Raw genomic sequence first — 7,150 nt, 5'->3', positions numbered from 1 at the left:
TGAGGCCTACGCCCGTCTCGTGGACAATCCGATCTACACGAAGATGAACATGGAAGGCCGGTCGCTCGGCAGCGATCTGACGCACGGCGGCGATGCCTCGTCCACGGGGGCGAGTGTCGAGAACCTGGTCAAATACTACGAGCGCGGCGCGGTTGCCGAGTATCTGATCGGTGAAAAGAAGCTCTACCGCGCGGCGCGCAAGGCGGGCAAATGGAAGGGGCGTCGCCGTGCGTTCACGGAGGCCGTCGCCTATGCCGCCCGGCGCGGGGATGTGGACCCGAACGGCAACGAGTTCGTGAGCGAAGCCGCGCAACTGGCGCGTCAGAAGATCTTTGATCCCCTTCTGAAACGCATGCAGGAATTGCGCATCCTGCCCCAAGACCTGCACCTCGACACTGCTCTGAGTTACGTGACGCGTGTCTATGACCGGCCAAAGATCATCGCCCGCGCATCCGAGTTCAAGGCGATCGTGCGAAGGCATGTTTCGGGTGCTGTGCGCAAAGCGCAAGAGCGCCAGGAGGAAATCCGCATCGCGCGGACCATCAACAAGGCTACCGATCTGGATGACGAGCTTGCGCGCGCTCACACGCGCCTGAAGAACGTGGAAGGCCGTCTGGAGAAGCGGAAGTCCGTGCGCGCACGAAAGGTCGATTTGATCCGCAAGGAGGAGGGCAAGCGGCTCGACGTGCTGCGAGATCGCGTCCCGCGCTCGGTGCTGGACGTGGCGAAGTCCACGCGCCATGACGACGCGATTATGAAGGATGTGGCGCGGGTTGGCCGCGCGCGCCCGTCGCGCGCCCGGTACCCGATCCTCGGCATCCTGAAGGCGCATGGCGGCGTGCACGCCGATTCCGATCTGGCAGCCGAATTGCGCCATATGGGGGTAACCCACAAGACCGTGCCGGGCCTTCTGCGCAAGGAGAAGGGCTTGCGCGATATCGACAATCTCGTGGCCGGCGAAGACCCGTTGCTTGCACGCATGTCCGACCCAGACAGCGGCTATGTCGATCGAGACGAAGTGCTGGCCGCGATCCGGGACGAGTTGGGCGGCAATCCTCTGCGCGAAGGCGATGAACTGGCGGAAGAGGCGGCTCGGGATGCGCTGGAACAGAATGTCGAGCATTGGCTCGACAGTATCGGGCTATCCCCGAATGCGAGTGTGAAAGAGGTCCGCCAATACCTCGACAATGCGGTCAGGGCGGAACATCAGCTGACGGATCTCGACAAGCGCATTGCCGCTATGAACCGCGACCTGGAGGATTTCGACCGGCTGACCGACGATGTCGCTAAAGAACAGACAATTGCCGGTGCGTCTGCCGACAAGCTGGCGGACGAGTTGAACGAGCTTGAAGCGCGGATCAACGAGGTGCGCCAGTACGCCAATGGCTCCCGGCGCGTGTCGATCCTGGTTGACTATGCCGACGCCCGGAAAGGGCTGGAGCAGGTGAAGGCCCGGCAATCGCGTTTGGGCAAGCGTATAGAGGAGCTGGAGGCCGTTCCCGCAGGCAAGGTCACGCCGGAAATCGCGGCCGAGCTGCGTGCGCTCCGGCACGATAAGATTGGTGTCGATGAGCGAGTTATCAAAGGCGAGGCCAAAGTCGAGAAGCTGAAGCCCTATTTGCCCAAGGATGCCGGGGACGATCTGGATTTCATTTCGCCGGAAGATTTCAACGAGTACGTGAACGAGATCGTCAACTCGATCTATGACAACGTCACGGGCAATGGTCAGGGGGATATGCCGCAATGGCTCACCCCGGCAACGCGAGGCCCGCTTAAAGGGCGCCTGCTCCGTATTCCCGACGTGGAACTGGAAGGCTTCCTCGTCAGCGACATGGACGCCATCACGCGCCACTATGCGCGAACGGCCGGGGCCGAAGTGGAGCTGACCTCGAAATTCGGCCGGGCCGACATGCGGGACCAGTTCAAGGCGCTGGACGACGAGTATCACCAGAAGCTCGATGCGGCCAAAACGGAAGCCGAGCGCAAGAGCCTCACGAAAGCCTTTGAGCGCGACCAGACCAATCTGGCGGCGTTTCGCGACATGATCCGGGGCACATATCGCTCGGCCGAACAGAATTCCAACTGGGGGAGGCTGACGCGGGCTGCATTGACGTTCAATTACATGCGGCTCTTGGGCGGTGTGGCGCTCTCCAGCCTTTCGGATCTGTCGCGTTCCGTCGCCGTGCACGGTGTGCGCGCCACGATGCGGGACGGGGTGCCCATTCTTGTCTCGCGCCTCAAGGCGGCGAAGATCTCCCGGGCCGATGCGCGGGCTCTCGGGGCGGTTACGGAAACCGTATTGCAGAGCCGGCTTGCACAGTTGGCGGAGCTGACGGACCCCTATGCCTACGGCTCCACGTTCGAGCGGTTTCTCTCCAATTCCTCCAACGTGTTTTCGCGGCTGACCTTTCTGGGCGCGTGGAACGACACGATGAAGACCATGGCTGCGGTGATGACGCAAAACCGGATCATGCGGAACGCGCTCCGCCCCGGCGCCATGTCGAGAGAAGAGCGGGCCTATATGGCCTATCTGGGTTTCGATGAGGATATGACGCGTCGCATCGCGGCGCAGTTCCGTACCCACGGCGTGCGGGAGAAAAACGTCTATGGCGCCAATGTCGAAGCCTGGGACGACGATGTCGCGCGCCGGGCCTTCGCCGCGGCGCTGAACAAGGATGTCGATCGGACGATCGTCACGAAAGGTGTGGCCGATACGCCTCTGTGGACGCATTCCAACTGGGGCAAGGTCGTCACGCAATTTCAGTCGTTTGCGCTTGCCAGTCACCAGCGCGTGTTAATTGCGGGTCTGCAGGAGCGCCCGCACCGCCTGGCCGAACAGATGGTGTTTTCGACCGCGCTGGGCATGCTCGTATCGTGGGCGAAGTACAAGGAGCGCGGCGACGACGACCGGGCCGAGCGGCTGCTGGACAATCCGGGCGAGTGGATCGCCAACGGTCTCGATCGCTCCGGGCTGCTGGCAATCCCGTTCCAGATCTCCAACACCATGGACAAGATCGGCGTGAGCCACGCCGGGCCGGTCCCGCTCACCATCACGTCGGCTTTGCAGACGGCGGCGGGGGATCGCGATACCGGCGGCACGGTTTCGCGCTACGCCTCACGCAATTCGATGGGCGCCCTTTTTGGGCCGAGCGTCGGGCTCGTCCAGGATCTGGTGACGATCGCCTCGCAGACCGCAAGGGGCGAGGTCGACAGGCAGGGCGCGAAGGCGATGCTTCGCCTTGTGCCGGGCGGGACGTTGCCCGGCGCCCGCACTCTGCTGAACACAAAGGTCAGACCCGCGCTTGAAAACGCGGTGGAGTGACCACGCTCGATAGAGCAGGGCTCAGCAATCCAATTGATCTTTGCCGTCAGGATGCAAGGCGCTCTTCCGTCTCGATCCGGCGCAACTCGCACTGCTGATTTCCCACTCCTCTTCATCCAATCAGGAAAACAGACATGACAATTCCCGCGTTTACGAGGGGACGGGTTCAGGTCATGGGCGACGGTGTCACCGGCTCCGCCCAGATCGACTTTGTGTTCCACGATGCCGGCGATCTGGCCGTCATCGCAACGGATGCCCAGGGGCGGAATACAGTCTGGACGCACGGCGATCAGTTCACCGTGAGCGGCGGCGCCTTCTCCACCGGCGCGATCCATTTCGATCCGTCGCTTCTCCCCGCCGGCTGCTACCTGACAATCGCGCTCGTCAGCGACTATGCCCAGGGCTACGCGTTCGACGGATCGAAGCTCGATACGGCCGTCATTTCCAATGCGCTCGACAAGATGGCACTGAGTATTCAGGCAGTCGAGGCACGAGCCTCCCGATCGATCGCGGTCCCGGCCACGCAGGAAGGGGAACTTCCCTTGCTGGAAGTCCCGACGAGCTGGCCGAAGGGGCATGTCGCGCGAATGGGGGCGGGCGCACGTCTTGAAACCGTCGCCTATGATCCGGAAACCCTTGCGGGCCAGATGACCTCCGCGGCGGGCTCCGCCAGAGCCGCGGCGAACTCGGAACGCAACGCGGCAGCCGACGCGGCGGGGGCTTTGACGGCCCGACGCGGTGCGGAAGCGGCGGAAGAAAAGGCGATTGCCGCACGGCAAGACGCTCAGAGGTTTGCTGCACGGGCCGAAAGTACGGTGGGGGCGCCGGCAAGGCTTATCTCGGTCGCGCCTTTTGGCGGGATCGGTTCGACCAACGTGCAGGCGGCGCTGGAAGCGCTTGACCAGAAGAAGGCCCCGGCCGGTGGCGTCGCCGGCAACTGGTCGGTTGGCGGAACGATCACGAGCGGCGGCGATCTCGTCCTGCGGCGGACGGAAGGCAATACCCGCGTGCGGGCGATTGCGGAGGAGGGCAGCGCGTTCATTGACGCGGACGCCCCGTCCGGCTGGAGCGCGATGTTCCGCTGGCTGACGGGAGGCGTCAATCGCTGGTCACTGCATGCCAACGCGAACGCCGAGACCGGAGACGATACCGGCTCCAATCTCTCCCTGTCCTCCTATCACGACGACGGCACCGCATCGGCAACGATCTTCGCGGTGGATCGCGCAAGCCATGTCATGCGCATCTACTCGGAGCTTCAGGTGCCCGGTCAGGAAGTGGGCGACAATTCCCTGCGAACGGCGAACACGGCCTATGTGGCGGCCGCTCAGGACGCGATCCTGTGGGTGCGTGATGAACGGCCGAGCGGCGAGAAGGGCGGCTATGCGGACGCGACGTTGGCCTGGTTCGCACGGCCGTTGCAGACGATCGAGGTGAACAACATCCCGTCCGCGAGCCTTGCGGAAAATCGGGTGACGCTCCCCGCCGGCACGTATCTCGTTCACGGCGTTGCGGCTACCTATGCGACGCGTTCCACGCAGTTGCGTCTTCAGGACGTGACGAATGGCGTCACGCTTTGCGAGGGCTCCGCCTACTACGCCAGATCAGCAGAAGCCAACTCAGGCACGCTGTGTGTGATCGGGCGTTTCGTGCTCGCCTCCGCCGCATCGCTCGAGTTTCAGCAATACGTCAACACCAACGCCGACCAGGCCCTCGGCGTGTCGGTCAACCACGGTGGACCGGAGACATTCGCCGAGGTCATTTTCCGGAGGATCGCCTGATGAAATACGCCCTGGTCATTGATGGCATCGCCCGCACGATTAGCAAGGTTCCGGTGTGGTCCGTCGCACCGCAAGAGGCGGTGGAGGAGATCGCGGAGATGGGCGCGGATGGGGCGACCATCATTCTGCAACCGGCGCGCGCCGCTGTCGCCGGGGTGATCGCGGACGGCTGGATCGAAGTCGAGGACGACGTGTTCGCGGGCTATGTCCGCCAAGATGACGGGGCGTGGAGCGCGCCGCCGGCGCCCGCGCCGACGCCCGACGAGCTCAAGACTCACCTTGCGTCCATTCGCTTCGATGCGGAAACGGGCGGGCTCACCGTCGACACAATGGAAATTGCGACCGACCGCGACAGTCAGGGCAAGGTTCTGGCGGCGCGGGTGAAAGCCGGTGCGGATGCCGATTTCACGACCACTTGGAAGGCATTGAACGGCTGGTTCGCTCTCAATGCCGCGGCGATCGTCGCCATGTCGGACGCCGTCCTTGCCCATGTCGCTGCGTGCTTCGCCGCGGAAGAAACCGTCGCTCTCGCGATCAATGCCGGCGAGGTCACGACGCGCGCGGCCGTCGATGCCGCATTCGCCGCGGCGCGGGGCGGCTGACCAGCTCCGAAAACACGATCGTTCGTTGCCCGCTTGGAGCGGGCTTTTTTGTGCCTGCACGTATGAGGATTACCCATGTCCTTTCAGAACTACCGCCAGTGCCTGGAATGGGTGCTGGCCTATGAGGGCGGCTACATCAACCACCCGAAAGACCCCGGCGGCGCCACCAATAGGGGCGTCACACAACGGGTCTATACCGCCTATCGCAAACGCCTCGGGCTGCGCACGCAAAGCGTCCGCCACATCACGGCCGACGAGGTCGCCTCGATCTATCGAAGCCAGTATTGGGACGCGGTCAGGGGCGACGGCCTGCCGGCAGGCGTGGAATTCGCGGTGTTTGATTTCGCCGTGAACTCCGGCGTGCGCCGGGCGGTCAAGGCGCTTCAGCGCGCCCTTGGCGTCCGGGCGGACGGGACCATCGGCAACATCACACTTGCCGCAGCCCGTGCCGCCGATCCGGAAGCGCTTGTCTCTGCTGTCTGCAAGCGGCGCATGTCGTTCCTGCATCGGCTTTCCACCTTTGCCACCTTCGGGCGGGGCTGGACGCACCGCGTCGAAGGCTACCGCGCCCGCTTCCAGCCGAATGATACCGGCGTTCTGGACCGCGCGATCCTGCTCGCCCGCGCCGCATCCCGATAAGCCGGGCTCTTTCCTTTCCGACAATCGATCCTTTCCCGCGCCGGCTGGTCCCTGGCTGGCCGTGGGCCTTGTTGTGCTCGATCAGGGGCGATGGAGACTGATATGCGCATTCTCTCTGTGGTTCTGGGGCTTGCGGGCCTCGTCTTTGCTTCCGGTTCGGCCTTCGCCGCGGATGCCGCCTGGATTTCCACCGTGACGGGCTTCTGGTCCGACAACGCGGCGACGATCTGGAGCGTGATCGCCTCGCTCGTGCTCATCGCCAACGCCATCACGGCGGCGACCGCCAGCAAGAGCGATAACAGGTGGTGGGGCTATGTGCTGGCCGTGCTGAACTTCCTGGCCATCAACTTCGGCAAGAACACCAATGCCGACGCGGTGGCGACCATCGGCAACGCCTATGCCTCGAATGCCGCCATCGTTGCCGGACAGGACGACAAGGATGCGGCCTCGGCCGTCTGACCGCTCATGACGTGGCTCAAGATCATTCTGGCCGCGCTCTCGCTGCTCCGGAAGTTCGTCGGGTTCCTGGGAGACAGGCAACTCCTCGACGCCGGGGCAGCCGAGGCGATTGCGGCCCAACTGGAGGCGTCGAGGGATGCCGCGAACAAGGCCGAGGCTGCTTCTGATGCTGCCATTGCCCGGTTTGATGCTTCTGGCGGGTTGCCAGACGACAGCGACCCGAACCTACGGGACTGATGTCTCAGACGCCTGCGGCGATGCGTTGAAGCCGATCCGCTATTCGCGGAACGACACGAGAGAAACCCGGCGCCAGATCGTTGGACTGAACGCGGCGATCGAAAGCCTGTGCA

Annotated in this window: 6 protein-coding genes; all 6 read left to right on the top strand. The window is 63.9% G+C overall.

Annotated features, from left to right (window positions below; translation table 11 throughout):
• Positions 1-3,322 (top strand): hypothetical protein (locus V2L18_RS23305; RefSeq protein WP_336180750.1); only part of this gene is annotated, 3,322 nt, incomplete at its 5' end.
• Between the two features lie 134 nt (positions 3,323-3,456).
• A complete protein-coding gene (locus tag V2L18_RS23300) occupies positions 3,457-5,100 on the top strand; it encodes a hypothetical protein (RefSeq protein ID WP_336180749.1) in 1,644 nt (547 codons plus the stop codon).
• Positions 5,100-5,702, top strand: a complete 603-nt coding sequence (locus V2L18_RS23295) for a DUF4376 domain-containing protein (protein ID WP_336180748.1) — start codon at positions 5,100-5,102, stop codon at positions 5,700-5,702. The genes V2L18_RS23300 and V2L18_RS23295 overlap by 1 nt, the downstream gene beginning before the upstream one ends.
• A 75-nt stretch (positions 5,703-5,777) precedes the next feature.
• On the top strand, positions 5,778-6,341 hold the full coding sequence (locus V2L18_RS23290; protein ID WP_336180747.1) for a glycosyl hydrolase 108 family protein: 564 nt from the start codon (positions 5,778-5,780) through the stop codon (positions 6,339-6,341).
• Between the two features lie 102 nt (positions 6,342-6,443).
• Positions 6,444-6,800 carry a hypothetical protein gene (locus V2L18_RS23285; protein WP_336180746.1) on the top strand — a complete coding sequence of 119 codons (357 nt, stop codon included), beginning with the start codon at positions 6,444-6,446 and terminating at the stop codon, positions 6,798-6,800.
• A gap of 6 nt (positions 6,801-6,806) precedes the next feature.
• Positions 6,807-7,037 carry a hypothetical protein gene (locus V2L18_RS23280; protein ID WP_336180745.1) on the top strand — a complete coding sequence of 77 codons (231 nt, stop codon included), beginning with the start codon at positions 6,807-6,809 and terminating at the stop codon, positions 7,035-7,037.
• The last annotated feature ends 113 nt before the right edge of the window (positions 7,038-7,150 follow it).

The organism is Breoghania sp. JC706, assembly GCF_037026715.1.
In the GTDB taxonomy this organism is placed as follows: Bacteria; Pseudomonadota; Alphaproteobacteria; order Rhizobiales; family Stappiaceae; genus Breoghania.
The sequence above is the reverse complement of the archived record's forward strand: the minus strand, read 5'-3'. Positions and strand labels throughout refer to the sequence as shown.

Excerpts from the sequence above, each read along its gene's own strand:
- V2L18_RS23300 (WP_336180749.1), top strand. The coding sequence starts at position 3,457 with ATGACAATTCCCGCGTTTACGAGGGGACGGGTTCAGGTCATGGGCGAC.
- V2L18_RS23295 (WP_336180748.1), top strand. The coding sequence starts at position 5,100 with ATGAAATACGCCCTGGTCATTGATGGCATCGCCCGCACGATTAGCAAG.
- V2L18_RS23290 (WP_336180747.1), top strand. The coding sequence starts at position 5,778 with ATGTCCTTTCAGAACTACCGCCAGTGCCTGGAATGGGTGCTGGCCTAT.
- V2L18_RS23285 (WP_336180746.1), top strand. The coding sequence starts at position 6,444 with ATGCGCATTCTCTCTGTGGTTCTGGGGCTTGCGGGCCTCGTCTTTGCT.
- V2L18_RS23280 (WP_336180745.1), top strand. The coding sequence starts at position 6,807 with ATGACGTGGCTCAAGATCATTCTGGCCGCGCTCTCGCTGCTCCGGAAG.